The organism is Kitasatospora sp. NPDC057015 (assembly GCF_042673745.1).
Classification (GTDB): Bacteria; Actinomycetota; Actinomycetes; order Streptomycetales; family Streptomycetaceae; genus Kitasatospora.
The window spans coordinates 182,575-207,571 of sequence record NZ_JBHUSG010000008.1 but is presented as its reverse complement, the minus strand read 5'-3'; the positions used below and the strand labels follow the sequence as shown (position 1 = coordinate 207,571).

Below are 24,997 nucleotides of genomic sequence, written 5' to 3'. Positions count from 1 at the left end.
CATGAGCGAGGCGTGTGCGCGGCCGGACTGCACCGGCGACGGGGTCATCGACGACGACGGGTACTGCACCGAGTGCGGGCTGGCCCCGGCCGGCCCCACCGGGGCGGCGGCCGCCGGTGCCGCCACGACCGGCGCCGCCGGCGCGGGCCCGGCCGGGCCGGGCTCCCCCTGCGGGCACGACTGCCCGGGGACGATCGACCCGGACGGCTTCTGCGACGAGTGCGGGCTGGCGGCGGAGGCCGACACCGGCCTCACCCGGCCGCACCTGCCCTCCGCCCGGGTCTCCCCGGACTCCTCGCGCTCGCTGCGCTCGACCCGGACGGGCTCGGCCCGCTCGATGTCCGGCCGCTCGCGCTCGCACCGCTCGACCCGGACGGGCAGCAGCCGGTCCCTGTCGGTGCGCAGCGGCCGGGGCAGCACCGGCACCGGATCCCGGAGCCGGCTGGGCGCCGGCCTGGTGACCGTCCCCACGGTGCCCCAGGCCGATCCGACGGCGGCCGTCCTGGTCGACCCGGGGGTGCCGGAGCACAAGCGGTTCTGCAGCAGGTGCGAATCCGCGGTCGGCCGGGAGAAGAACGGCCGCCCGGGCCGCCCGGACGGCTTCTGCACCAAGTGCGGCACGCCGTACTCGTTCACGCCCAAGCTGGTGCGCGGCGACCTGGTCGGCGGCCAGTACGAGGTGGTGGGCTGCCTGGCGCACGGCGGGCTCGGCTGGATCTACCTGGCGATCGACCGCCGGGTGAACGACAAGTGGGTGGTCCTGAAGGGCCTGCTCGACACCGGCGACGAGGACGCGCTGGCGGTGGCCGTGGCCGAGCGCCGGTTCCTGGCCGAGGTGGACCACCCGAACATCGTCCGGATCATCAACTTCGCCGAGCACCCGGACCTGCGGACGGGCTCCACCGACGGCTACATCGTCATGGAGTACATCGGCGGCAAGTCGCTCAAGGACATCGCCAACGAGCGCCGCACCCCGGACGGACGGCGCGACCCGCTGCCGGTCGAGCAGGCGATCGCGTACGCGCTGGAGGCGCTGCCGGCGCTGGGCTACCTGCACGGCCGGGGGCTGGTGTACTGCGATTTCAAGATCGACAACGTGATCCAGAGCGAGGACTCGCTCAAGATCATCGACATGGGCGCCGTCCGCCGCCTCGACGACGACGGCCCGATCTACGGCACCATCGGCTACCAGGCCCCCGAGATCGCCACCGACGGCCCCACCCCCGCCTCCGACCTCTACACCGTGGCCCGCACCCTCGCGGTGCTGAGCTTCGACTTCCAGGGCTACAACACCACGTACCGGGAGGAACTGCCCGGCCCCGAGGACGTCCCGCTCTTCGCCGAGTACGAGTCCTACTACCGCTTCCTGGTCCGCGCGACCGACCCCGACCCGGCCCGCCGGTTCTCCTCCGCGGAGGAGATGGCCGACCAGCTGACCGGTGTCCTGCGGGAGATCCTCGCCCTCAAGGACGCCCGGCCCCGACCCGCGCTCTCCACCCTCTTCGGCCCCGAACTGCGCGTGGTCGACACCCAGGTGGTGGCCGGCGGCGCGGCGGCGGGCACCGGCGCGACCCCGACCGCCGGCACCGGCACCGGCACCAGCGCCGAGTCGGCCGAGTCGGCCGGGCCGGTCGCCGGCCCGCGCGTCGCACCGCTCGACCCGGCCGCCGCCGCCCTCGCGCTGCCGGTGCCCCGGGTCGACCCCGCCGACCCCAACGCGGGCTTCCTCGCCGCCCTGGTCGGCACCGCACCCGACGAAGCGCTCACCGCCCTGGAGGGAGCGCCCGCCGAGTCGGTCGAGCGCACCCTGCGCGAACTGCGCGCCCACCTCGAACTCGGGCGCCCCGAGGCCGCCCGGCAGACCCTGACCGCCCTGGAGACCGACCACCAGGGCGACTGGCGGGTGCTCTGGTACCGCGGCCTCACCGCCCTCACCGCCGCGGCCGACCCCGCCACCGACGGCCCGGCGGCCCGCACCCGACAACTGGAGGCCGCCGCCGAGGCGTTCGACGCGCTCTACGACGCCTTCCCCGGCGAGGCCGCGCCCAAGCTGGGCCTCGCCGTCTGCGCGGAACTGCTCGGCAACGGCGAGGACGCCGCCGAGTTCCACCGCCTGGTCTGGAGCACCGACCACGCCTACGTCAGTGCCGCCTTCGGGCTGGCCAGGGTCCGGCTGGCGGCCGGCGACCGGGACGGCGCCGTCCGGGCGCTCGAATCCGTGCCCGCCACCTCCAGCCACCACACCGCCGCCCGGATCGCCGCGATCCGCGCCCGGCTGCGCGAGCGGCCCGCCACCGACCCGCTCGGCCCCGACCTCGGCGCCAGCTCCGAACAGCTCGACCGGCTCGGCCTGGACGACCGGCGGCACGAGGAACTGGCCGTCGAGGTGCTCGGCGCCGCCCTCGGCTGGGCGCTCGCCGGACGTCCCGGAGCCGCCGGCACGCCCACTGTGCTGGGACAGCCCGTCGCCGAACGGGAACTGCGCTTCGCCCTGGAACACTCCTACCGGGTACTCGCCCGGTTGGCCGACCGGGCGCAGACCAGGATCGAGATGGTGGAACGGGCCAACCGGACCCGCCCCAGGACGTGGGTGTAAGCAATGCAGCAGACCGTGTGCCCGAGCTGTTCCGAAACGCTGGATCCGGAGGACGCCTACTGCGGGAGCTGCGGCACCGGCCGCGACGAACCCGCCCGCGCGACCGGCGCCATGCCCGGCGGCTGGGTCGCCGACGGGCCCACGGCAGCCCCCGCGCCGCCCGCCCCCCGCAGCAGCGGCGGCCCGGGCCTCGTCCCCGGGATGGCCTGCGCCCACTGCGGGGTCCCCGAGGTCGCCACCGACGGCTACTGCGAGGCCTGCGGCAACGCCCAGCCGCGCCCCCGCGACCACATGGAGAAGGTGCTCGCCGGCGTCGCCGGGGTCAGCGACCGCGGCGTGCGCCACCACCGCAACGAGGACTCCTTCACCGTCGCGGCCACCTCCCTGCCCGGCGGCACGCCCGCCGTGGTCGCCGTGGTCTGCGACGGCGTCTCCTCCTCCGACCGGCCCGACGAGGCCTCCGAGACCGCCGTCGACAGCGCCTCCGAAGCCCTGCTCAGCGCCCTGGAGTGCGGCGTCGACCCGACCTCGGCCATGCGCGCGGCGATCGCCGAGGCCGCCCGCGCGGTCGCCGCACTCGCCGAGGACGACGGCTACGACGCCCGGGTCGACACCAACGCGCCCGCCTGCACCTACGTCAGCGCCATCGCCGCCGCCGGCCGGATCACCGTCGGCTGGGTGGGCGACACCCGGGCGTACTGGATCCCGGACGACCGGGTCTCGGCCGAGCCGTTCCGGCTCACCCAGGACGACTCCTGGGCCGCCAAGATGGTCGAGGCCGGCCTGATGGGCGAGGCCGAGGCGTACGCCGACCCGCGCGCGCACGCGATCACCGGCTGGCTCGGGGCGGACGCCGAGGAGGTCGTCCCGCACACCCTGGACTTCACCCCGCACGTCCCCGGCGTGCTGCTGGTCTGCACCGACGGGCTCTGGAACTACGCCGAGGCGGCCACCGACCTCGCCCAGATCGTGCGCACCGACGCCCGGACGCAGCCGCTGGCGGCCGCCCAGACCCTGGTGCGGTTCGCGATCGCGGCCGGCGGGCACGACAACATCACCGTCGCCGTGCTGCCCGTCCTGCCGGCCACCGACCTGGCGGGCACCGCCGGGCCGGACGACCGCACCGCCACCCTGTTCGACCTGCCGGTGACCGGGCCGGCCGGATCCGCCGCCGACCCGACCGGGGCGGCGTTCGAGCCGCACGACGAGACGCTGCCGGACCTGCCGGTGATCGGCTCGCCCCGGGCGCCGCTGCCGCCGCGACCGCCGCAGCCGCCGACCGCACCCGCGGCGCCCGCACCCCTCGCCGCACCCGCGCGGCCGGACCACCCGCCGGCCCGCTGACGCCGCAGTACCCGCGCACCGGCCGCCGACCACCGGCGGCCGGGCCCGCGGCGGCACCAGCCCCGACGTTCCCACCGTCCTGACCATCCGACAGGAGCCCTCGGCCATGGCAAGTCTGGCGAAGTCGAATCTGCCCAGGTTCGACGTGGACATCTTCCAGAACGAGTACCTCGCGGACGGCGCCCGCGAGGTCAACGCGATCGTCACGGTGACCGCCACCGGCGGCGGCACCTCCGGCGGCCGGCCGCTGCCGACCGACGCCGCGGCGCAGGGCGAGCAGGCGCAGTCCTCCGCCGTGGTGATCCTGGTCGACTGCTCGGGCTCGATGGAGTACCCCGCCTCCAAGATGCGCGGCGCCCGGGATGCCACCGCCGCCGCCGTCGACACCGTCCGCGACGGCGTCGCCTTCGCGGTGGTGGCCGGCACCCACGAGGCCAAGGAGGTCTACCCCGGCGACGGCGGCCTCGCCATCGCCGGGCCGGCCACCCGGGCCGCCGCCAAGGAGTCGCTGCGCCGCCTCACCTCCGGCGGCGGCACCGCCATGGGCACCTGGCTGGCCAAGGCCGACCGGCTGTTCCTGAGCCGGCGGGACATCGCCATCCGGCACGCGATCCTGCTCACCGACGGCAAGAACGAGCACGAGTCGGCCGCCGACCTCGACCGGGCGATCAGCCAGGTGACCGGCCACTTCACCGCCGACTGCCGGGGCGTGGGCACCGACTGGCGGGTGGACGAACTGCGGAAGATCTCCTCCGCCCTGCTCGGCTCGGTGGACATCGTGGCGGAGCCGTCCGGCCTGGTGGACGACTTCCGCTCGATGATGGAGAACGCGATGGGCAAGCAGGTCGCGGACGTCGCCCTGCGGGTCTGGACACCGGCCAACGCGGTGGTGAAGTTCGTCAAGCAGGTCGCCCCCAGCATGGAGGACCTCAGCGGGCGCCGCGCCGACGCCGGCCCCCGCGCCGGCGACTACCCCACCGGCTCCTGGGGGGACGAGAGCCGGGACTACCACGTCTGCGTCGAGGTGCCGGCCGCCGGCGTGGGCAACGTGATGCTCGCCGCCCGGATCAGCCTGGTGCTGCCGCAGCCCGGGGGCGGGCAGCCCGAGGTGCTCTCCCAGGGCCTGATCAAGGCCGTCTGGACGGACGACCTGGCCTCCTCCACCCGGATCAGCCCGCAGGTCGCGCACTACACCGGCCAGGCGGAGCTCGCCTCCTCCATCCAGGAGGGCCTGGAGGCCCAGCGCGCCGGCGACTTCACCCGGGCCACCGCCAAGCTCGGCGCGGCCGTCCGGATCGCCCACGCCACCGGCAACGACGGCACGTTCAAGCTGCTGCAGAAGGTGGTGGACGTGGTGGATCCCAAGGAGGGTACGGTTCGGTTTCGTAAAGACGTGAGCGAGGCCGACTCCAAGACCCTGGAGACCCGGTCCACGAAGACCGTGCGCGTCAAGAAGTGACCCGGGCCGACGCCCGGACGGAAGCGGCCCCAACAGGCTGGAAACGAGGGGGGACCTGATGCCGATCTGCCCGAGGGGCCACGAGTCGCAGGCTGAGGACTGGTGCGACTTCTGCGGCTTTCCGATGACACCGCCGCCCGGGCTGCCGGTCCCCGGCGCGCCCGCGGCCGGCCTCGCGCCCGGCCCGGTGCCGCCGCCCGGTCCGCCGCCGGCCCGGCCGCAGGGGTTCCCGGACGTCACCGAGGGCCTCAACGTCTGCCCGATCTGCCGCAGCCCGCAGACCGGCCGGTACTGCGAGGAGTGCGGGTACGACTACGACCTCTCCTCCCCCTCGCGCCGCCAGCCGCCCGCACCCGCCTCCGGACACCTCGCGCCGCCGGCGCCCGCGCCGCTGAACATCCCCGCGGCCTACGGCGGCCCGCAGCAGCCGGCCCCGGCCGGCCGCAGCGGCTACGGCTACCCGCCGCCGGCGCCCGGCCCCTACGAGCAGGCGCCGCCGCAGCAGCCCGCCGGCTACGAGCAGGCCGCGCAGCAGCCCGCGTACGAGCAGGCCCAGGCGTACCGGGAGAGCGCCCCGTACGAGCAGCAGCCGAACGCCTTCGAGCGGCCGGCGCCGTACGAGCAGCCGGCACCGGCCCCCTACGAGCAGCCGCAACCGTACGAGCAGCAGCCGTACGAGCAGTCGCCGTACGAGCAGTCCCGCTACGGCCAGCCGCCCTACGAGCCGGCCGGGCAGCCCGGGGCGTACGAGCAGCGGCCGGGCGCCCGCGAGGGCACCGGGCCGGTGTACGCCCAGCCCGGTCCGACCCCGCAGGGCCAGGAGTTCGGCACCTCGTTCCAGCTGGCCCCGCCGCTGGCCGGCCCGGGACAGGGCGCCGGAGAGTCGCCGGAGCCGCAGCGGGCGACCTGGATGGCGGTGGTCTCGGCCGACCGCGACTACTTCACGGACATGATGGCGCGCAGCGGCCCCGAGGCGGCCGGCCTGTTCTTCCCGCCGTACTGCCCCGAGCGGCGGATCCCGCTGACCGGGCGCGGCCAGCTGCGGATCGGCCGGCGCAGCCAGCACCGCGGCACCGTGCCGGAGATCGACCTGTCGGTGCCGCCGGAGGACCCGGGCGCCTCGCACCAGCACGCGCTGCTGGCCGAGCAGGAGGACGGCAGCTGGGTGCTGGTGGACCAGGACTCGACCAACGGCACCACGGTCAACGGCGGCGCGGAGTCGATCGCGCCGCACACGGCCGTCCCGTTGAGCGACGGCGACCGCATCCACGTGGGCGCCTGGACCACGATCACGATGCACCGGGCCTGACGGCCGGGCGGGCGAAGGGCCCGGGGGCGGCGGAGCATCGGTTCCCGTCGCCCCCGGGTCTATTCCCCGCCCAAGTAAAATGATCTTCAAAAGAACCGACCGCACGGGGCCCCCGCGCTCGACCTTCCCCTAGTGTCAGGGCACATGACTGCAGCTATCACCGCCGACGGCATACGTCAGCGGTACGGGGATGTCCAGGCTGTCGACGGAGTGTCACTCACCGTCCGGACTGGCGAGTTCTACGGAATCCTGGGGCCCAACGGGGCCGGCAAGACCACCACTCTGGAGATCCTGGAGGGTATCCGCAAGCCCGACGAGGGCCGGATCGAGCTGCTGGGGATGGCACCCTGGCCGCGCAACCGGGACCTGCTGCCGCGCATCGGCGTGCAGTTCCAGGCCTCGGCGTTCTTCAACAAGCTGACGGCGCGGGAGACCATCCGCACCTTCGCCTCGTTCTACGGCGTCGGCCCCAAGCGGGCCGACACCATGCTGGAGCGGGTCGGCCTGACCGACTCCGCGTCCGTGATGACCGACAAGATGTCCGGCGGCCAGGCCCAGCGCCTCTCCATCGCCTGCGCCCTGGCCCACGACCCGGAGCTGGTCTTCCTCGACGAGCCCACCACCGGCCTCGACCCGCAGGCCCGGCGCAACCTCTGGGACCTGCTGCGCGACATCAACTCCGAGGGCCGCACCGTCGTCCTCACCACCCACTACCTGGACGAGGCCGAGATCCTCTGCGACCGCGTCTCGGTGATGGACCACGGCAAGGTGCTCAGGACGGGCACCCCCGCCGCCCTCGTCCGGGAGATCGACGACACCGTCCGGGTCAGCGTCGAGTCCGGCCAGCTCTCGCTGGAGAGCGCCCGCGACCTGCTCGCCGCGGCCGGCGCCGAGACCGCCTCGGTCGAGGACGACGGCGCCTCGCTCGCCATCGCCACCCGCGCGCCCGCCCCGGTGCTCTCCGTGCTCGCCGAGCAGGGCGCCCTGCGCGGCCTGCAGGTCCGCGGCGCCACCCTGGAGGACGTCTTCCTCCAGCTCACCGGACGGGAGTACCGCGCATGAGCGCCGAGCACAGCGACACCGTGGACGGGCCGGCCACCGAGCCCGGGGCGGCGCCTGCCGCCGAGGCCCCGCCGACCGCCACCGAGCCGACCGCCACCGGCCCGGCCCCCGCCCGGGCCGTCCCCGCGCAGACAGTCCCCGCCCAGGCCGTCCCCGCTCAGCGGGCCGCCGCCGGAGCACCCGCCGCCGGAAGCGCCGACCCCTCCAAGGAGCGGGCCAGCGCGTTCCTCAGCCTCTCCCGCGTGATGATCGTGGCGTTCCTGCGCGACCGCACCGCGGTGTTCTTCGTCCTGATCTTCCCCCTGATGTTCCTGCTGCTCTTCGGCACCCTGCTCAAGGGCGCGAGCAGCCCGCACGCCAAGGTCGCGCAGGTCGGAGCCGTCCAGATCCTGGACTCCGTCCAGGGCGAGGGGCGGGCCGACCTGGAGAAGGTCCTCAGCATCACCAGGACCGACGACGCGGCCGACGCCCTGGCCAAGGTCAGGAAGGGCGACCTGGACGCGCTGATCCAGCAGGGCCCCGACGGCCGGATCGAGCTGCGCTTCAGCGCCGCCGACCAGGTCCGCGCCGGCAGCGTGCAGGGCATCGTCAACGCGGTGGTGCAGCAGGCCAACCAGGCCGCCAGCGGCAAGCCCGCCACCTTCACCCTGGACGCCCGGCAGGTCGAGGACGACTCGCTCAAGCCGATCCAGTTCCTCACCCCCGGCCTGCTCGGCTGGGCCGTCGCCACCGGCGCGGTCTTCGGCGCCTCGCTGACCCTGGTCTCCTGGCGGCAGAAGAAGGTGCTCCGCCGGCTGCGGCTGGCCCCGGTCAGCGCGGGCTCCATCGTGGCCTCCCGGATCGCGGTCAGCATCCTCACCTCGCTCGCCCAGACGGCGGTCTTCCTGCTGGTGGCGACCACGCCCTACTTCGGGCTGAAGCTCACCGGCGACTGGTGGCTGATCGTGCCGCTGGTGATCTGCGCCACCATCGCCTTCATGTCCATCGGCCTGCTGGCCGGCTCGCTGGCGAAGACCGAGGAGGCCGCGAACGGCATCTCGCAGATCATCGTGCTGCCGATGTCCTTCCTGTCCGGCTCGTTCTTCCCGATGGACGACGCGCCGGCCTGGCTGAAGACCGTCTCGGACGCCCTGCCGCTCAAGCACCTGGTCCAGGCCTCCCAGTCGGTACTGACCCGCGGGGGCGGAGTGATGGACGCGCTGCCGACGATGGGCGGGCTGCTGCTCTTCGCGGCCGTCCTGACCGCGATCGCCTCCCGCTTCTTCCGCTGGGAGGACGCCTGACCTCGGAGCCCCGGGACCGGCGCTGACCGGCTCCGGAGCGGATGAGGGCCGGCCCCCGGCCTGCCGTGGGTCGTACGCCGAAAGTCCTGGTGTACGACCCACGCGGCGTCTGCGACCATGGTCGGGTGACTGAAATCGGGCGTGAAACACTCAGCGAGGAGACCTTTTTCGACTCGGTCGGCGGGGAGCCGACCTTCCGCCGGCTCGTGCACCGCTTCTACCAGGGCGTCGCCGAGGACGAGTTGCTGCGGCCGATGTACCCGGAGGGCGACCTCGGCCCGGCCGAGGAGCGCTTCGCCCTGTTCCTCATGCAGTACTGGGGCGGCCCCCGTACCTACAGCGAGCAGCGCGGCCACCCCCGGCTGCGGATGCGGCACGTGCCCTTCACCGTCGACCGCGCCGCGCACGACGCCTGGCTGCGGCACATGCGGACGGCGGTGGACGAACTCGGCCTGCCGGCCGACGCCGAGCGCCAGCTGTGGGACTACCTCACCTACGCCGCCGCCTCGATGATCAACACGGCTGGCTGACCGGCCCCCTGTTCGCGGGCCGGCCCCTTCGGGCGTCGACGGGCCACCGGACCACCGGGCCCCTCACCCTCCGCGCCGGGACGAGCCCCCGGCACCCCGGGCGGGCCCCCGTCAGCCGCGCAGCGGACTGAGCCCCAGCCCCGCCCCCGGCGCCGCCGCCGTCCGCACCGCGATCGACCCGGCCGGCGCGCTCAACCGCAGCCACCCGCCCGCCCGGTGCACCGTGAGCGGCGCGGCCGGCTTCAGGAACCCGATCACGTACGAGGCGTGCACGGCCCGCAACGGCAGCTCCGGCAGGACGGACAGCGGGCGGGACCAGATCTCGTCCGCCAGGGCGTCCAGCACCGCCCGGGTGCGGTGGTGCTCGGGGACGGCCTCGCTGCGCTCCTTGAACTCCCGCACGCCCGCCATCAGCTCGGGGACGACCTCGAAGGCCGGCGGCTCGGCGATCAACCGCCAGCCCGTGCGCGGCGGCAGCAGCCCCGCCCAGGCCGGGCCGGTGACCGGCGCGGGGAGCGTCACGACACCGGCGTCCTCGTCGACGTCCTCCAGCAGCCGGCCCGCCGAGACGGTCCGGTCCACCGGGGTGTCCAGCGAGCCCAACCGGGCGGTGCGGACGGCGATCGCACCCGAACCGCCCAGCGGCAGCCGCCCGAAGACGGCGAGCACGCCGCCCCGGCCCTGGTCCGCCGCGCCGTCCTCGACCACCGCCGCTGCCGGTTCCCCCGCCCCTGCTGCTGCCCCTGCCGCGTCCCGGGCAGCCGGCCGGCCCAGCGCCTGCAACCGCACCGCCGCCGCGCGGTCGAAGCGCAACAGGCGCACCAGGAAGGCGGCGAGATCGGCGGCCTCGCCGGCATCGGCGAGGACAAGGCGGGCGGTGCTGGTCACGGGGAACTCACTCCGGGTCGGCGATGCGCCCGCGCGTTCGGCGGCGCGCACCGGTACGCCGGACACTCCGCCCGGCGTACCGGTGCGGGCGCCCGGGCGCGCAGCTGCGGGACGGATCAGGCCGCGACGGCGGCCACGGGCTCCGGGGCGTCCTGCCCGTCCATGAAGCGGCTCAGGAACTCGCGCTCCACCGCACTGATCCGGCGCGGGCGGGCCGCCGCCAGGTCGTAGGGCACGACCACGGTGGACGCCCGGACGTACACCGTCTCGGTGCCGTCCTCGGCGGTGTCCTTGACCTCGTAGGAGACGGTCAGCGAGGCCCCGCCGATCTTGGTGACCCAGGTCTCGATGGTCACCGGCGTCGGCCGGTGCACCAGCGGGCGCTTGTAGTCGATCTCGTGGCGGGCCACCACCGAACCGCCCGCGAACTCCCCCGCGCCGGCCTCGGCGGCCTGGGTGAACATGAAGTCGATCCGGGCCTCCTCCAGGTAGCGCAGGAAGACCACGTTGTTCACGTGTCCGAAGGCGTCCATGTCGGACCACCTCAGCGGGCAGGCGTAGATGTGGCGTGCCACAGGTGTTCTCCTCAAACGTCCGTTGCCCCGAAGGTCTCCTTCGAGACTACGGGCAGCGGCCCGGCAGACCGCCCTGGGGCAAGCCTGCCGGGCCGTTGTTGCGGCAGCGTTGCCGCGCGGCGATCAGCCCCGGGTCAGCTTCTTGTAGGTGGCCCGGTGCGGGCGGGCGGCGTCGGCGCCCAGCCGCTCGATCTTGTTCTTCTCGTACGAGTCGAAGTTGCCCTCGAACCAGAACCAGTTGCTGTCACCCTCGTAGGCGAGGATGTGGGTGGCGACCCGGTCCAGGAACCACCGGTCGTGGGAGATGACCACGGCGCAGCCGGGGAACTCCAGCAGCGCGTTCTCCAGCGAGGAGAGCGTCTCGACGTCCAGGTCGTTGGTCGGCTCGTCGAGGAGCAGCAGGTTGCCGCCCTGCTTGAGGGTGAGCGCCAGGTTCAGGCGGTTGCGCTCACCGCCGGACAGGATGCCGGCCGGCTTCTGCTGGTCCGGGCCCTTGAAGCCGAACGCCGAGACGTAGGCGCGGGACGGCATCTCGACCTGGCCGACGTTGATCCAGTCCAACTCGTCCGAGACGACGGCCCAGAGGGTCTTCTTCGGGTCGATGTTGGCGCGGCCCTGGTCGACGTAGCTGACCTTCACGGTCTCGCCGACCTTGATCGAGCCGCTGTCCGGCTGCTCCTCGCCGAGCAGCATCTTGAACAGGGTGGTCTTGCCGGCGCCGTTCGGGCCGATGACACCCACGATGCCGTTGCGCGGCAGGGTGAAGCTCAGGTCGTCGATCAGGACCTTGTCGCCGAAGCCCTTGGAGAGGTTGTTGACCTCGACCACGATGCTGCCCAGGCGCGGGCCCGGCGGGATCTGGATCTCCTCGAAGTCCAGCTTCCGCATCTTGTCGGCCTCGGCCGCCATCTCCTCGTACCGCGCGAGGCGGGCCTTGGACTTGACCTGGCGGCCCTTGGCGTTGGAGCGGACCCACTCGAGTTCTTCCTTGAGCCGCTTGGCGCGCTTGGCGTCCTTCTGGCCCTCGACCTTGAGGCGGGACTGCTTGGCCTCCAGGTACGTGGAGTAGTTGCCCTCGTAGCCGATCGCGCGGCCTCGGTCGAGCTCCAGGATCCAGCCCGCCACGTTGTCCAGGAAGTACCGGTCGTGGGTGACGGCGACGACGGTGCCGGCGTACTTGGCCAGGTGCTGCTCCAGCCAGTTCACCGACTCGGCGTCGAGGTGGTTGGTGGGCTCGTCGAGGAGCAGCAGGTCGGGCGCCTCCAGCAGCAGCTTGCAGAGGGCCACGCGGCGGCGCTCACCACCGGAGAGCTTGGTGACCGGCCAGTCGCCGGGCGGGCAGCCCAGCGCGTCCATGGCCTGCTCCAGCTGGGCGTCGAGGTCCCAGGCGTTGGAGTGGTCCAGCTTCTCCTGGAGCTTGCCCATCTCGTCGAGCAGCTCGTCCGAGTAGTCGGTCGCCATCAGCTCGGCGATCTCGTTGAAGCGGTCGAGCTGGCCCTTGACCTCGCGCACACCGTCCTGGACGTTCTCCAGCACGGTCTTGGTCTCGTCGAGCGGGGGCTCCTGGAGGAGCATGCCGACGGAGTAGCCGGGCGAGAGGTACGCCTCACCGTTGGAGGGCTGCTCCAGGCCGGCCATCATCTTCAGCACCGTGGACTTACCGGCGCCGTTGGGGCCAACGACACCGATCTTCGCCCCGGGGAGGAAGTTGAGCGTCACGTCGTCAAGGATGACCTTGTCGCCGTGGGCCTTGCGCAGCTTGCGCATGGTGTAGATGAATTCCGCCACGTGAGATCGCTCCGGCGTCGTCGGGAGTATTCGGCTTGCAGCCTTCCATTGTGCCGCACCGGGCCGGACCTCCCGAACCGCCGTGGTGGCCCGGGCCGGACGGGACCTGGCGGACCGACCGCACCGGATCGACCGGACCGCCGGGGCCGACCCCGGCGACGGCGACCGCCGGCGCGGCCGGGCAGCACGGCCGACGGCCCGGCACGCCGGCGGGGGGGGGGGGCCGGGGCCGGGGCCGAGACCGTCCGAGCTCCTGACCGACCGCGCGCGGGGCGGGGCGGGTCAGTTGCCGGGCGTGCGCGGGCAGGTCACATCAGAGGGTGGGTGGGTACGGGGCTGCTGTCCTGGATCTCGGCGTGCGCCTTGGTCAGCAGCTGCGACGCCAGGTCGTTGAGCGCCCGCGCGGCCGCGATCTCCTCCCCGACCCGCAGCTGCTCCGAGTCGGAGGGGTGGCGGCTGGTGTAGCCGTGGGCGCGGATCTCGGTGCCGTCGCCGAGCCTGAGCAGGGCGGCCGCGGCCGTCCTCGCCCCTTCCTCGCGGAACTCCATCTCGATGTGCCAACCGACGAGAGTCTGCATGGCGGATCACCTCCAGCGGATACCACTTCCAGGGTGCGCCGGGTGTCCGTCGAACACCAGACGTGACCTCGACGGCCCGCCCCCGCGGCGCGCGGTGCCCGACGGCCCCGGACCGCGCCGCGCCCGCCACCCGGGCGGCCGGGCAGCTCGACAACTGGGTGGCCGGGCTCGGCGGAGGGCCTCAGGCCGGGGACGTGACCGGTACGGTGACCAGCACCTGCCGACCGTCCAGCGTGCGCACCTCGAAGTGGTCGATGTCCTTGAGCTGGAAGCCGGCCCCGCCGGTGGTGTTCAGCGCGTCGGGCGAGCCCGTGGTGCCGTAGCCCGCCGGCGGGACGGTCCAGCTGGTGACCGTCTGGCGTTCGCCGGTACGGGAGACCGCGACCAGGTCGCAGCTCAACGGGCCCTGGACGTGCGAGAGTTGAAGGCTGATCCGGCTGCCCCACTTCTTGCCCTCGACGGCCACGGTGGCCTGTGCCCCACTGGTCGCGTCGGTGGCGGTGAACTGCTGGGCCACCACCTGAGGGGGGTGGCTCCCGGGGTCGGCGGTGACCACCGCGGTGACCGCCGGGCCGCCCACGACCAGCACGGCGGCCGCCGCGACCAGCACGAGGCGCCGCCTGCGGCTGCGCCGACGGGTGGCCGTCACCTCGCCCACCAGACGGGTCAGCAGTTCGTCGCCCGGGCGCGGCGCGGGGTCGGCCGGGTCGGCCGCCGCGGGGCCGCCCGCGGCCAGGAACTCCGCCAGCATGGGCTCCAGCACGCCGAGTTCGGCCACCTGTTCGGCACACTGCGGGCAGCCGGCCAGGTGCTCCTCGAAGGCGGCGCGGTCCGCCGCGTCGAGGACGCCGAGGACGTACGCGCCGACGTCGACGTGGTCTTCCCTTGGCGGCCTCACGATGTCACTCCTCGTTCCTCGAGCGCGAGCTTGAGCGAGCGCAGCGCGTAGAAGATCCGCGACCGCACGGTGCCCGCGGGGATGCCGAGTTCGGCGGCCGCCTCGGTGACCGTACGGCCCTTGAGATAGGTCTCGACGATAACCGCCCGGTGGGCCTCGGTCAGGTCGTCGAGCGCGTCGGAGATCGTCATCAGCCTCAATGCCTTGTCGAGTTCGTCCTCGGCGGGCAGGAGTTCCAGCGGCGACGAATCCACCTCGCGCGGCCGGGCCAGGCTGCTGCGGTGGTTGTCGATCACGATCCGCCGGGCGACCGTCACCAGCCACGGACGCAGCGAGCCCGCCGCCGCGTCCAGCCGGTCGATGTTGCGCCAGGCCCGGACGAGGGTCTCCTGCACGACGTCCTCGGCCCGTTGGCGGTCCCCCGCGACCAGGCGCAGCACGAAGCCGAACAGCGGCCCGGCGTGGTCCCGGTAGAGGGTGCGCATCAGCACCTCGTCCGGCTCGGGGCCGTGCGGCCGGCCGCCGCGTTCGGCACCGCCGCGGAAATGCTGCTCGGTCACAGCGCCATCCTTGCGCACCCGTACCTCCGGGTCGAGAGCTCGCCCGTCCGCTCGACGATGTCTGTCGGTGGCCACCACCGGCCCGCGGGGCGGCGCCGGTGGTGGCTGTGTCTTCCTACGAGTGCCCGGGTGCCCTGTGACGGGGAGGGCGGGGCCGGCCGTCGGGGCCCCCGACGACCGTGGTCGGGTCAGTAGCCGTAGCCGTTGCCGGAGGTGCCGGAGGGCGACTGGGCCGGGCTCGCGGGCTGGGCCGGGGCGGCGCCGGCCTTCTTGCCGTCCGGGGTGATGACGAACCAGGTGCCGCCGACGCCCTGGCCCTTGGTGTCCCCGGGCTTGGTGTCCGGCGCGTAGCGGTAGACCGGCCAGCCGTTGAGGGTGAGCTGCTTGGTGCCGTCGGCGCGGGTGACGGTGCCGACCAGCTTGCCGTCGATGCCCGTGGTGTTCACCTGGCCGTCCGCGGCGACGGGCGGCCAGGTGGTGGCGCAGGCACCGTTGCAGTTGGACGCGGACGGCTGCGCGGTGTCCTTGTCGAAGCGGTAGAGGGTGAAGCCGGCGCCGTCGGTGACGATCGCGCCGAGCTTGGCGTCGGTGCCGGCCTTCAGCGCGACCGCCCCCTGGGCGGGAGTGCCGGCGCCGCCCGGGGTCGCGGGGGCGGTCGCGGCGGGCGGCTGGGCCGAACCCGAACCGGAGCCCGAACCGGAGCCCGAACCGGAGCCCGAATAGCTGGAGCCGCATGCCGTGACCAGCGCCAACGAGGTGACGGCGGTGGCGGTGATCAGTGCGGCGCGGCGGTAGGTACGCATGGTGTTTCCCCCAGAGGACATGCCGGACAGCGCCACCGGGAGATCCCCGGTGGCGGGGGCGCCTTCCCCGCGCCCCGCACCCTTGAGTACGGGCGCGGGGCGCGGGGCACTCAATCCCCGGCGAGGTTTTTTCGGCGGCTCCCCCGCCCGGCTCCCGAGGCGGCCTGGCCGGAGGCGGCGGGAGCGGGACGGAGAGACGGGGCGGCGGCGACGGGGGGCGGAAGCGAGGCGGCGGTGACGGGCCCGCCGTGGAATACCTCGTACGGTGGTCGGGTTGACGCCAGCGGACGCCTGAAGACGCCGCCCCGGAGGAAGGAACTCGCACATGAGCACGGTCGAGCTGACCAAGGAGAACTTCGACGAGATCGTCCCCGGCCCCGAGGGCAAGGACTTCGTCTTCATCGACTTCTGGGCGGCCTGGTGCGGCCCGTGCCGGCAGTTCGCGCCGGTCTACGAGAAGGCGGCCGAGCGGCACACCGACCTGGTCTTCGCCAAGGTCGACACCGAGGCGCAGCAGGAGCTGGCGGCGGCCTTCGGGATCCAGTCGATCCCGACGCTGGCGATCATCCGCGAGGGCGTCCTGGTCTTCTCCCAGCCGGGGGCGCTCCCCGAGGCGGTCTTCGAGGACCTGATCGGGAAGGCCCGCGGGCTGGACATGGACGAGGTCAAGCGCAAGGCCGCCGAGTCGGCCGGGACGGTCTGACGGAAGTAGCCCGGCAGCGCGGCCCGCGTGAACGGACGGGCCCGGGGTGTCGCCCCGGGCCCGTCCGTCGTGTGCGCGCCGCCCCGGCGGTTCGCCGTTCCCGCCGGCCCGGCGCTGCGGCGGCTCGACGGGGGCGGGGCGGGGCGGTGCGGGGGCGACCGGCCCACCGGCGGCGCCCGGTTCAGCCCCGGGCGACGGCCAGCTCGTAGTGCGTGGGCTCACCCTCGGCGGGCCCGCCCATGACCTCACCGGTTCGGGTGAATCCGGCCCGCAGGTACATCGCCTCGGCCCGGCCGTTGTCCTCGTGGACGTAGAGCCGGACCCGGTCGAAGCGCGGCTCCGCCAGCGCCCAGGACCACTCCAGCACGGCCCGGAACAGCGCGTGCGCCAGGCCGGTGCCGCGGGCCTCCGGCAGGACGTAGACACCGACGACGTGGGTCTGGGACTGCTCGGGGACGTCCCCGAAGAAGGTCTTCTCACCGGCCGGTTCGACCAGGGCGGTCGCCGTGCCGAGCCAGCGTCCGTCCGGGAGTTCGGCGACGAACTGGAGGGCGGACTCGCCCGCGGCGGCCCGGGTGGTGCGCTCCTGCCAGAACGCGTCCGTCTTCGCCAGGGCCGTCTCGTAAGTCTCCAGGAAGGCGAGGTGCGCGATCGGGTCCTGGAGGGCGGCCAGGCGCAGGTCCCTGACCTTCGGCCAGTCCTCGTCCCGGACGGTTCTGATGAGGTAGCTCATCGGTTGATGATCGCACCGACCCCGCGGGGGCACGCAACGAGTTTTCGCCGCCCGGGACGGCCCGCGACCGCCCCGGAACCAGCCCGGACGGGCCCCGGACCAGCGGCGCACGGGCCATGGCGCACGGGCGGTCAGGTCCGGGCGGCCAGTCCGTCCAGCAGCAGTCCCAGCGCGAGTTCGAAGCCGCGGTCGTCCAGCCCGGCGGGGCCGCCGCCGCGCTCGGCCGAGGCCTCCAGCGCGCCGGCCAGCGCGGGGTACCGGGGGCGGTACTCGGCCGCGGCGCGGGTGAAGCCGGCGGTGAAGGTCTCCAGGGCCGAGCCGAGCACCAGGTAGTCGATGGCGGCGGCGGTCTCCGCGGCGTCGGCGGGCGCGAGTCCGGTCCGGCCGAGGGCGGCGAGCAGGGTGTCGTACCCGAGCAGCTGGCGTTCGGCCTCCACCCGGCGGCGGGCGAGCAGCGCGATCGTGTGGGGGTGGCGCAGGAAGACCGCGCGGTAGCCGCGGACGTAGGCGGCCAGGCCGGGGCGCCAGCCGGTGGCGCCGAGGCCGGCCAGCGGCGCGAGGTCGATCTCGGCGTTGACGAGCTCGGCGAGGGCGTCGAGCAGCTCGTCCTTGCCGGCGAGGTGGTTGTAGAGCGAGGCCGCCTTGACGCCCAGGTGCTCGGCGAGGGCGCGCATGGTGAGGCCGTCCGGGCCGTGCGCGTCGACCACCTCCAGCGCGGCGCCGGCGATGATCTCCCTGCTCAGCAGTGCCCTGCTCGGTCGACCCACGGTCCTCCCCCTCACCTCGGCCGCTCGCCTCGGCCCTTCGTCGGTGCCGGCGCGGCCCACGTTATTACAGCCTGGTGTCGGACTCTTCCGCTGCCCGGGTGCAGCGGCTACCGTCCCGAACTAACAAAGTTAGTTTTCTCGACGGCAAGGTGGACGAGCCCATGACCGAGCACCTCCCAGGCCCCCCGGCCGCCTCCGACAGCGAACGGCTGGCAGCCCTCGGCTACCGCCAGGAGCTGCGGCGCAGCCTGGGCGTCCTCGGCAACATCTCGATGGGATTCGCGGTCGTCTCCCCCGTGGTCGGCCTGTACGCCGTCAGCCAGGTCGGCATGAGCGTGGCCGGCGGCGCCTGGGTCTGGGCCCTCCCGCTCTGCCTGCTCGGCCAGGTCCTGGTGGTCTGCGTCTACTCCGAGCTGGCCTCGCAGTGGCCGCTGGCCGGCGGCGCCTACCAGTGGAGCCGCCGGCTGGCCGGACCGTCCTTCGCCTGGATGACCGGCTGGCTCTGGCAGTTCGCCATCATGTTCGCCAACACCACCGTCGCCTACCTGGCCTCGCCGTGGTTCTTCGCGCTGTTCGGGCTCACCCCCTCACCCGCCCAACTCGTGCTCGTCGCCGCCGGGTTCATGCTCCTGTGCACCCTGGTCAACGCGTACGGCATCAACCTGCTGCGCTGGTTCGTCTCGCTCGGGATCGCCGCGGAGGCGCTCGCCTCGGTGGTGGTCGGCCTCGCGCTGCTGGTGTTCTTCCGGGCGCACGGCCTCGGGCTGCTCACGGACACCCTGGACGCTCCCGCCACCGCCGGGGTCTCCACCGGCGCGGCCTTCCTCGCCGTCGTCGCGGTCGGCGGCTGGGCCTTCATCGGCTTCGACGCCTGCGTCTCCACCGCCGAGGAGACCCGCGACGCCGGCCGCCAGGTGCCCCGCGCGATGTGGTGGGCCCTGCTGAGCGTCGGCGTGGTGGTCGTGCTGAACGCGGTCTCGGTCGCCCTCGCCCATCCCGACCCGGCCGCGGTGGTGAACGGCACCGACCTCGACCCGGTCACCACCGCGGTGGTCTCGGGATTCGGCGACTGGTCGGCCAAGCCGTTCGTGGTGGTCGTCCTGGTCTCCTTCACCGCCTGCCTGATGGCCTCCCAGGGCGGCGCCGCCCGCGGCCTCTACTCGCTGGCCCGGGACGGCGTGTTCCCGTTCTCCGCCCAGGTCCGCAAGGTCAACCGGCACCGGGCCCCGATCGGCGGGCTGGTCGCGGCGACCCTGGTCAGCAGCGCCGCGCTGCCGCTGGGGCTGGAGTCCACCGCGATCGGCAGCCTGATCACCTTCGGCACCGCCGCGACCTTCCTGCCGTTCTTCCTGCTCTGCCTGGCCGCCCTGACCGCCCGGCTGCGCGGCACCTGGACCCCGGCCGGCGAGGTCTCGTACGGCCGGGCCGGCACCCTGTTGAACGCCCTGGCGGTGCTGTGGACCGGCCTGGAGGTGGTCAACATCTGCTGGCCGCGCACCATCCTCGCCCCGCCCGGCGCCCCCTGGTACCAGGTCTGGGCCGCCCTGCTCGGCGTCGGGCTGGTCGTGCTGGCGGGCCTCGGCTACCTGCTGGCCCGCCGCCCCCAGCAGCGGATGCGGGAGGGCGTGCAGGCCGACCGCCCCGACGCCGACGAGCTGGCGCCCGCTGTGCACTGACCACGGCCTGCTCCGCCGCCGCCCGGGTCGGCCCGCGCACCGACCCGGGGCCGACCGGCCCGTCGGAGCGGGTGAAACCGCCGCCGACACGGCTCGCAATCCCCGGCCGGGTAGGGTGCGGCGGCCAGCATGGGAGGCATCCGGAGCCGCGCCGGGCGACGCCCGCGCGCCGGCGCACCGGCGAGCGATCGGCAGGGACGGACGGATGACGGACCAGGAGCCGGTGGCCGAGCTCGACGCCAGGTACAGCGACGACGGCGCGCACCCCACCGAGTGGCCGGAGGCCCGCGACCGGCTGGCCGCCGCCGAGCTGTACTGGCTCTCCACCGTCCGCCCCGACGGGCGCCCGCACGTCACGCCGCTGATCGCCGTCTGGGTGGCGGGCGCCCTGCACTTCTGCACCGGCGGCGACGAGCGCAAGGCCAGGAACCTGGCGCACAACTCGCACTGCGTGCTCACCACCGGCACCAACACCCTGCACGCCGGGCTGGACGTGGTGGTCGAGGGCGTGGCCGTACGGCTCGCGGACGACGCGGCGCTGCGGACCGTCGCCGACGCGTACGTGGCCAAGTACGGCGACGAGTGGCGGTTCGAGGTGCGCGACGGCTACTTCCTCAGCTCGGACGGCAACGACCCGGTGTTCCGGGTCGAGCCGGTCACGGCGTTCGGCTTCCGCAAGGGCGAGTACAGCCAGACCCGTTGGCGCTTCGGCCCGAGCTGAGCACACCGCCCCGGCCGCGACCCGCCCCCCGCGGCCGCCGGCGACCGGTCGCCCCGGTCCGCCCGGGTCCGCCGCTCGGGGATCGGCCCGGATCAGCGTGTTCGGACGCCCGAACGGGTAACCGCGTCAGAGGATGGGCCCGGCGCCGGCACCGGGCGGCGCCGCAGTCGAAGCGAACAGAGGGTGGGACGGCATGAGCCAGATCCAGACCGAGAACGCGGCGGGTGACGCCGGGGAGAGCCCGCCGGGCTTCCGCCGGGTGACCACCGCCGTGGTGACCGGCGCCGCCGCCGGCGCCCCGTACCAGGTGGACGTCCGGGCGGGCACGCACCGCCTCACGGCCGACGAGCCCGTCCGGCGCGGCGGCGCGGACGCCGGACCCGAGCCGTTCGCGCTGCTGCTCTCCTCGCTCGGCTCGTGCACCGCGATCACCCTGCGGATGTACGCCGGACGCAAGGGCTGGCCGCTCGCCGACGTCCGGATCCGGCTCGGCTACGAGACGGACGGGCAGCACGGCCGGATCACCCGCCGGATCGCCCTCGGCGGCGAGCTGGACGAGGCGCAGCGCGCCCGGCTGCTGGACATCTGCGAGCGCACCCCGGTCACCCTGGCGCTGCGGGCGGGCGTCACGATCAACACCACGGAGGACCACGCGTGAACGACGCGAACGAGCAGGCCGAGCCGTACGACGTGATCGTCCTCGGTGCGGGCCCGACCGGCGAGAACCTGGCCGACCGCACCACCGCCGCCGGGCTGCGCACGGTGATCGTCGAGAGCGAGCTGGTCGGCGGCGAGTGCTCGTACTGGGCCTGCATGCCCAGCAAGGCACTGCTGCGCCCGGTCGCCGCGCTGGCCGCGGCCCGGGCGGTGGCCGGCTCGCGGGAGGCGGTGACCGGCCGGCTCGACGCCGCCGCCGTCCTCGCCCGGCGCGACTCCTTCACCTCGCACTGGCAGGACGACGGGCAGGTGGAGTGGCTGGCGGGCGCGGGCATCGAACTCGTCCGGGGGCACGGCCGGCTGACCGGTGAGCGGAGCGTCACCGTGACCACGCCCGACGGCACCGAGCGCCGGCTCACCGCCCGGCATGCCGTCGCGGTGTGCACCGGCAGCCGGGCCCTGCTGCCCTCCCGGCTGCCGGGCCTGGCCGAGGCCCGGCCGTGGACCAGCCGGGAGGCCACCGGCGCGCCGAAGGTCCCCGGCCGGCTGGCGGTGGTCGGCGGCGGCGTGGTCGGCGTGGAGATGGCCACCGCCTGGCGGGCACTGGGCGCCGAGGTGGTGCTGCTCGTGCGCGGTGACGGCCTGCTGCCGAGGATGGAGCCGTTCGCCGGCGAGCTGGTGGCGGACGGCCTGCGCGAGGCCGGGGTGGACGTCCGCACCGGCGTGTCGGTCGAGGCGCTGGAGCGCCCCGCGCCCGACGGGCCGGTGACGGTCGTCCTGGCGGGCGGCGAGCGGCTGACCGCCGACGAGGTGCTGTTCGCGACCGGGCGGGCGCCGCGCACCGACGACCTCGGTCTGGAGCGGGTCGGCCTGGAGCCCGGCTCCTGGCTGGAGGTGGACGACACCTGCGTGGTGCGCGGAGTCGAGGGCGGCTGGCTGTACGCGGCCGGCGACGTCAACCACCGGGCGCTGCTCACCCACCAGGGCAAGTACCAGGCGCGGATCGCGGGCAACGCGATCGGCGCCCTCGCCCAGGGCCGGCCGCTGGACGCCGGACGCTGGGGCGCGCACGCGGCCTCCGCCGACACCGCCGGCCCGCCGCAGGTCGTCTTCACCGAGCCGGAGGCGGCGTCGGTCGGTCTGAGCCTGGCCGAGGCGCGGCGGGCAGGCCTGCGGGTCAAGGCGGTGGACCACGAGCTGGGCCAGGTCGCCGGCGCCTCGCTGTACGGGGACGACTACCGCGGCCGGGCCCGGGTGGTGTTCGACCTGGATCGCGGACTGCTGGTCGGGGCGACCTTCGTCGGCCCCGGGGTGGCGGAGCTGCTGCACTCGGCGACGGTCGCGGTGGTCGGCGAGGTCCCGATCGACCGGCTCTGGCACGCGGTGCCCTCGTACCCGACCATGAGCGAGGTCTGGCTGCGCCTGCTGGAGGACTGCCGGGGCTGAGGCCCCGCCGGGCCCCGACCCGTCCGCCCGGGCGGGGGCGGGGCCCGGCGGTCCGCTGCCCGACAGCCCGGCGGCCCCCGTGCCCGGCGCGCCGAGCGGTGCCCGGCCGGTGGTGGCGGGACACTGGGCCGGGGGCCGAGACGCTGACCTGGTGGTGTGCAGTCATGACCGAAGTGCTGTTGGCCGTGGGAACCGAGAAGGGCCTGTTCCTGGGACGCAGTCCGGACCGGCTGGACTGGGAGTTCAGCGGGCCGCACTTCCCGATGAACGCGATCTACTCCGTGTCGGTGGACCGCCGCGCGGGCCGGGTCCGGCTGCTGGTCGGGGCGGACAGCAGCCACTGGGGGCCCTCGGTCTGGCGGTCGGACGACCTCGGCGCGAGCTGGTACGAGCCGCCGAAGCCCGCCATCGCCTTCCCCCCGCACACGGGTGCCTCGCTCACCCGGGTCTGGCAGCTCCAGCCGGCCGGCGAGGAGGCGCCCGGAGTGGTCTACGCCGGTACCGAACCGGCCGCGCTGTTCCGCTCCGAGGACGGCGGCGAGACCTTCGCCCTGGTCGAGTCGCTCTGGTCGCACCCGCAGCGCACCGAGTGGGGCGCCGGTTACGGCGGCCAGGGTCTGCACACCGTCGTCATCGACCCGCGCGACCCGCAGCGGCTGCTGGTCGCCGTCTCCAGCGGCGGCGTCTACCGGACGAAGGACGGCGGACGGAGCTGGCAGCCGTCCAACCACGGCCTGCGCGCCGAGTTCCTGCCGGAGGAGAACCAGTACCCGGAGTTCGGCCAGTGCGTGCACAAGATCGCCACCGACCCGGTCGATCCGGACCGCCTCTACCTGCAGAACCACGGCGGCGTCTACCGCAGTGACGACTTCGGGGAGACCTGGCGGTCCATCGCCGACGGGCTGCCCGCCGACTTCGGCTTCGCGATCGCCGCCCACCCCCGGCGGGCCCACACCGCGTACGTCTTCCCGCTGGAGGGCGCCGGCAGTCGGATGCCGCCCGGACGCCGCTGCCGGGTCTTCCGGACGGAGGACGCGGGCGACAGCTGGCAGCCGCTGGCCGAGGGGCTGCCCGGCGAGGACCACTACGGAGTCGTCCTGCGGGACGCGCTGCGCACCGACGACGCGGACCCGGCCGGCCTCTACTTCGGCAACCGCAACGGCGAGGTTTACGCCAGCGCGGACGAGGGCGAGACCTGGCGGCTGCTGGCCTCGCACCTGCCGGACGTGCTCTGCGTCCGGGCGGCCGTGATCGGCTGAGTCGCACCCCTCCGGGGCCGGTGCGACCGCGCTCCCGGAGGGGTGCGACCGGGCCGGGACGGCCCGCGGCGTCAGGCGCCGGCCCCGGGGCGACACGCCGTACCCGACCGGCCCCGGCCGACCGGCGCAGCACCTCCGGGTGGCACCTGAGACCCCTCCCCGCGCCCCCGGCCCGCATCTGCGACAGTCCGTCAAAACAGTGTCTGACCTGCGGATTCCCACCGGCTAGGGTGAGTAGCGGCACGGTCGGAATCCATCGTCTCCCTGATCGAGAACGAGGCATGCCCCCATGAGTCTGAGCATTCGCAACCAGCTTCCCGGAACCGTCACCGCGGTCGCCACCGGTGAAGTCATGGCCACCGTCAAGGTCCGGCTGGGATCCGGACAGGAGCTCACCGCCGCCATCACGCTGGACTCCGTGAAGGATCTCGGCCTCGCCGAGGGCAGCAAGGTCCGCGCGCTGGTGAAGTCGACCGAGGTCGCCCTGGCCACCGGCCCGGTCACCGGGGTGAGCATCCGCAACCAGATCCCCGGCACGGTCGTCGAGGTCGCCACCGGCGGCGCGATGGCCGGGGTGAAGGTGGCCGTGGACGGCGGCGAACTGACCGCCGCGATCACGGCCGACGCGGTCGCCGACCTCGGCCTGGCCGCCGGCACGTCGGTGGTCGCGCTGATCAAGTCGACCGAGGTCTCCCTCGCGACCGCCTGACCCGGGCACGGCGCGCGGCGACGGGAGCCCCGGGAGGCCGCCTCGGGCTCCCGCCGCCGCGCGGGCGGCCGAGCAGGGGCGGGCGGGCGCGGCCTCCGGTCGCCGGTCGCCGGCGCACCGGCGGGAGATCGGCGCCACGCCCTCGTCCGGGTGAGATGCGGACCCGGTCGCAGCCCGAGCGGTAGCTCTTGACGCATGATCAGCTCATTCCGGTGGCCCGCGGCGGTGGCCGCGCTGGCCTGCGCGGCCACCTTCAGCACCCTCGCCCACGCCGTCACGGCGGACCCGGCCCCGGCCGAAGCGGAGGGCGACCGGCTCACCGTCACGGTCTCCTACGGCACCGGCCCCGCCTCCGGCGGCACCCACCACCTCCGCTGCCACCCCGCCGGCGGCGACCACCCGCACCCGCAGGCCGCCTGCGACCGGCTCGACTCGCTCACCACCTGGGGCCGGGACCTCTTCGCACCCGTCCCGCCGGACGCCGTCTGCACGCTGCAGTACGGCGGGCCGGCCACCGCCCGGGTCACCGGCCGCTGGGCGGGGCGACCGGTCGACGCCGTGTTCTCCCGGCGGACCGGCTGCGAGATCGCCCGCTGGAACTCCTTCGTACCGCTGCTGCCGGGCGGCCCCGAGGCGCCGGCCTGAGCCGGCCC

24 protein-coding genes are annotated in these 24,997 nt (G+C 74.5%); 15 read left to right on the top strand and 9 right to left on the bottom strand.

The genetic code is table 11. The features are described from left to right. The first annotated feature begins 1 nt into the window (after nt 1). The 7 genes from ACFTWP_RS11015 to ACFTWP_RS10985 all read left to right on the top strand — a co-directional run bounded on the left by ACFTWP_RS11015 (nt 2) and on the right by ACFTWP_RS10985 (nt 9,583). Nucleotides 2-2,596, top strand: coding sequence for a tetratricopeptide repeat protein (locus ACFTWP_RS11015; protein ID WP_380264149.1), 2,595 nt, complete (start codon nt 2-4; stop codon nt 2,594-2,596). A gap of 3 nt (nt 2,597-2,599) precedes the next feature. Then, nucleotides 2,600-3,940: a PP2C family protein-serine/threonine phosphatase gene (locus ACFTWP_RS11010; protein ID WP_380264147.1), complete on the top strand. Its 1,341-nt coding sequence runs from the start codon at nt 2,600-2,602 to the stop codon at nt 3,938-3,940. 106 nt (nt 3,941-4,046) lie between these two features. Further along, nucleotides 4,047-5,399, top strand: a complete 1,353-nt coding sequence (locus tag ACFTWP_RS11005; RefSeq protein WP_380264146.1) for a VWA domain-containing protein — start codon at nt 4,047-4,049, stop codon at nt 5,397-5,399. Nucleotides 5,400-5,457: 58 nt separating this feature from the next. Beyond that, nucleotides 5,458-6,708 (top strand): FHA domain-containing protein, encoded by a 1,251-nt coding sequence (locus ACFTWP_RS11000; RefSeq protein ID WP_380264144.1) that lies wholly within the window; start codon nt 5,458-5,460, stop codon nt 6,706-6,708. A 144-nt stretch (nt 6,709-6,852) separates the two neighbouring features. Then, on the top strand, nt 6,853-7,770 hold the full coding sequence (locus ACFTWP_RS10995; protein WP_380264142.1) for an ATP-binding cassette domain-containing protein: 918 nt from the start codon (nt 6,853-6,855) through the stop codon (nt 7,768-7,770). Then, entirely contained in the window at nt 7,767-9,053 is a 1,287-nt protein-coding gene (locus ACFTWP_RS10990) for an ABC transporter permease (RefSeq protein WP_380264140.1), read from the top strand. The genes ACFTWP_RS10995 and ACFTWP_RS10990 overlap by 4 nt, the downstream gene beginning before the upstream one ends. A 125-nt stretch (nt 9,054-9,178) precedes the next feature. After that, on the top strand, nt 9,179-9,583 hold the full coding sequence (locus tag ACFTWP_RS10985) for a globin (protein ID WP_380264139.1): 405 nt from the start codon (nt 9,179-9,181) through the stop codon (nt 9,581-9,583). A 111-nt stretch (nt 9,584-9,694) separates the two neighbouring features. On the opposite strand, the gene ACFTWP_RS10980 is transcribed toward ACFTWP_RS10985, so the two are convergent. The 7 genes from ACFTWP_RS10980 to ACFTWP_RS10950 all read right to left on the bottom strand — a co-directional run bounded on the left by ACFTWP_RS10980 (nt 9,695) and on the right by ACFTWP_RS10950 (nt 15,673). After that, nucleotides 9,695-10,471, bottom strand: coding sequence for a hypothetical protein (locus tag ACFTWP_RS10980; RefSeq protein WP_380264137.1), 777 nt, complete (start codon nt 10,469-10,471; stop codon nt 9,695-9,697). Nucleotides 10,472-10,587: 116 nt separating this feature from the next. After that, a complete protein-coding gene (locus ACFTWP_RS10975) occupies nt 10,588-11,046 on the bottom strand; it encodes an acyl-CoA thioesterase (RefSeq protein ID WP_380264135.1) in 459 nt (152 codons plus the stop codon). A 123-nt stretch (nt 11,047-11,169) separates the two neighbouring features. Beyond that, entirely contained in the window at nt 11,170-12,834 is a 1,665-nt protein-coding gene (gene ettA / locus ACFTWP_RS10970; RefSeq protein ID WP_380264133.1) for an energy-dependent translational throttle protein EttA, read from the bottom strand. Between the two features lie 308 nt (nt 12,835-13,142). Next, nucleotides 13,143-13,412 carry a DUF1876 domain-containing protein gene (locus ACFTWP_RS10965; RefSeq protein ID WP_380264132.1) on the bottom strand — a complete coding sequence of 90 codons (270 nt, stop codon included), beginning with the start codon at nt 13,410-13,412 and terminating at the stop codon, nt 13,143-13,145. A 181-nt stretch (nt 13,413-13,593) separates the two neighbouring features. Continuing rightward, the gene (locus ACFTWP_RS10960; protein ID WP_380264130.1) at nt 13,594-14,310 is read right to left on the bottom strand and encodes an anti-sigma factor family protein; all 717 of its coding nucleotides are present in this window, start codon (nt 14,308-14,310) and stop codon (nt 13,594-13,596) included. Beyond that, a complete protein-coding gene (locus tag ACFTWP_RS10955) occupies nt 14,307-14,888 on the bottom strand; it encodes a sigma-70 family RNA polymerase sigma factor (protein ID WP_380264128.1) in 582 nt (193 codons plus the stop codon). The genes ACFTWP_RS10960 and ACFTWP_RS10955 overlap by 4 nt, the downstream gene beginning before the upstream one ends. Nucleotides 14,889-15,058: 170 nt before the next feature. After that, complete coding sequence (locus ACFTWP_RS10950; RefSeq protein ID WP_380264126.1) at nt 15,059-15,673, bottom strand: hypothetical protein; 615 nt, start codon at nt 15,671-15,673, stop codon at nt 15,059-15,061. Nucleotides 15,674-15,998: 325 nt separating this feature from the next. On the opposite strand from ACFTWP_RS10950, the gene ACFTWP_RS10945 reads away from it, so the two are divergent. Then, a complete protein-coding gene (locus ACFTWP_RS10945; protein ID WP_380264125.1) occupies nt 15,999-16,376 on the top strand; it encodes a thioredoxin family protein in 378 nt (125 codons plus the stop codon). A gap of 181 nt (nt 16,377-16,557) precedes the next feature. Here ACFTWP_RS10945 and ACFTWP_RS10940 read toward each other — a convergent pair whose 3' ends face one another. Both ACFTWP_RS10940 and ACFTWP_RS10935 read right to left on the bottom strand, forming a co-directional pair. Further along, complete coding sequence (locus ACFTWP_RS10940; protein WP_380264123.1) at nt 16,558-17,109, bottom strand: GNAT family N-acetyltransferase; 552 nt, start codon at nt 17,107-17,109, stop codon at nt 16,558-16,560. A gap of 131 nt (nt 17,110-17,240) precedes the next feature. Further along, nucleotides 17,241-17,876 carry a TetR/AcrR family transcriptional regulator gene (locus tag ACFTWP_RS10935; protein WP_380264121.1) on the bottom strand — a complete coding sequence of 212 codons (636 nt, stop codon included), beginning with the start codon at nt 17,874-17,876 and terminating at the stop codon, nt 17,241-17,243. Nucleotides 17,877-18,037: 161 nt separating this feature from the next. Here ACFTWP_RS10935 and ACFTWP_RS10930 point away from each other — a divergent pair, with 161 nt between their 5' ends. From ACFTWP_RS10930 to ACFTWP_RS10900, 7 genes are all read left to right on the top strand, one after another. Next, nucleotides 18,038-19,552, top strand: coding sequence for an APC family permease (locus ACFTWP_RS10930; protein WP_380264119.1), 1,515 nt, complete (start codon nt 18,038-18,040; stop codon nt 19,550-19,552). 205 nt (nt 19,553-19,757) lie between these two features. Beyond that, nucleotides 19,758-20,273, top strand: a complete 516-nt coding sequence (locus ACFTWP_RS10925) for a pyridoxamine 5'-phosphate oxidase family protein (protein ID WP_380264117.1) — start codon at nt 19,758-19,760, stop codon at nt 20,271-20,273. Between the two features lie 193 nt (nt 20,274-20,466). Then, entirely contained in the window at nt 20,467-20,931 is a 465-nt protein-coding gene (locus tag ACFTWP_RS10920) for an OsmC family protein (RefSeq protein WP_380264115.1), read from the top strand. Next, nucleotides 20,928-22,376 (top strand): dihydrolipoyl dehydrogenase family protein, encoded by a 1,449-nt coding sequence (locus ACFTWP_RS10915; RefSeq protein WP_380264113.1) that lies wholly within the window; start codon nt 20,928-20,930, stop codon nt 22,374-22,376. Before ACFTWP_RS10920 ends, ACFTWP_RS10915 begins: the two co-directional genes overlap by 4 nt. Before the next feature lie 164 nt (nt 22,377-22,540). After that, nucleotides 22,541-23,635: a WD40/YVTN/BNR-like repeat-containing protein gene (locus ACFTWP_RS10910; RefSeq protein WP_380264111.1), complete on the top strand. Its 1,095-nt coding sequence runs from the start codon at nt 22,541-22,543 to the stop codon at nt 23,633-23,635. A gap of 289 nt (nt 23,636-23,924) precedes the next feature. Next, the gene (locus ACFTWP_RS10905) at nt 23,925-24,344 is read left to right on the top strand and encodes a molybdopterin-binding protein (protein ID WP_380264109.1); all 420 of its coding nucleotides are present in this window, start codon (nt 23,925-23,927) and stop codon (nt 24,342-24,344) included. Nucleotides 24,345-24,539: 195 nt separating this feature from the next. Then, nucleotides 24,540-24,989: an SSI family serine proteinase inhibitor gene (locus ACFTWP_RS10900; protein WP_380264107.1), complete on the top strand. Its 450-nt coding sequence runs from the start codon at nt 24,540-24,542 to the stop codon at nt 24,987-24,989. Nucleotides 24,990-24,997: the final 8 nt, after the last annotated feature.